The 1,299-nt window shown below is 44.7% G+C and carries 2 protein-coding genes; both read right to left on the minus strand.

The window, feature by feature from the left end; all coding sequences use genetic code 11:
• Positions 1-272, minus strand: a 272-nt coding sequence (locus ACRC27_RS10585) for a LysR family transcriptional regulator (RefSeq protein ID WP_438639841.1), incomplete at its 3' end; no start/stop codon positions are given.
• Positions 273-387: 115 nt separating this feature from the next.
• Positions 388-1,299: metal-dependent hydrolase family protein (locus tag ACRC27_RS10590; protein WP_438639842.1), on the minus strand; the 912-nt coding region annotated here is incomplete at its 5' end.

Below are 1,299 nucleotides of genomic sequence, written 5' to 3' on the forward strand. Positions count from 1 at the left end.
GCTTTATAATAACTACCAATAATATAATCTTCCAGCTCACTTTTTTTACTGACAATATCACGGCAATAAATGAGTATATCCTTCCCCTCATCAGTCAGACAAACTTGCCGAGTAGAACGCTCAAATAGGGGGATTTGCAGCTCTTTTTCAAACAGCGCAATTCGGCGGCTTAATGTAGACAGTGGGATCTCAAGCTCATCAGCAGCATGGCTGAAATTCAGCGTTTCAGCAACTTTTGCAAATAGGACCATATCTTCTATTTTTAGACGCATAGCCGCCTCTTTGTGCTATTAGCTACGGAAAAATAAAACAACCTGTAATGATGCTATAGCCAATAATACGTTAAAGTGTGCAATAGCATGCACACTTTAACACTCATAAAAAATATTACTTATTTTGAAGCGTATTTTTGTATACCTTGCCATCTTTCATGATCAGCATAAAATTATTTTGCGGATCACTGAGTAGCTCCAGATTTTCGAGCGGATTACCGTTAACCAGCAGTAAATCGGCTAATGCCCCCTCTTCAACAACACCTTGTTTTCCCGGATATGGATTACGTAATCCGGAAAGTGCCAGCAATTGTGCGTTATCATGAGTGACTAGTTTTAACACCTGAGCCGGTGTCATCCACGCTTTTAGCTTGGCAATATCGGCATTTTGTTTTTTATTGTTTGCCGGATTAAACAAGAAATCGGTTCCCCATGCTAGTTTAACGTTATGTTTGAGCGCCCAGGTAAAGGCATTATCAGTTCCCTGAACAACCTGATGTTTTTTCTCACGGATATTTTCTGGTGCTGTAGCAGGTGCTTCATCAAGTGCTTGCAGGCTAAGCCAGATGCCCTTATCCCCCAATAGTTTAATGGTCTCTTCATCGAGCAGTTGCCCATGCTCAATACACAAAACTCCGGCATCTATTGCACGTTTTACCGATTTTGGGGTATAGGCATGCACGGTAACATAAGTGCCCCAGTCTCCTGCCGCTTCAACGGCGGCCTTCATTTCATCTAGCGTATATTGCGCGACATCTAATGGATCATATTGGGTTGCAGCCCCGCCGCCAGCCATGACTTTAATCTGTGTTGCACCCGCCCGCAGGTTTTCACGAGTTGCGGTAAGAACTTCATCACGCCCATCAACAATAAAGCCAGCGCCTAATAGCTCACCACGCGTAACCTCCCCACCAAACCGGCGTGCACGCTCTTGTGGCAAACGAAAATCACCGTGACCGGAGGTTTGTGAAATCATACCACCGCTGGGATAAATACGCGGGCCGGCCAGAGTGCCCTGATCGATAGC

Origin of the sequence: Plesiomonas sp., assembly GCF_051650925.1 — a bacterium.
Taxonomy (GTDB): domain Bacteria; phylum Pseudomonadota; class Gammaproteobacteria; order Enterobacterales; family CAMTGL01; genus Plesiomonas.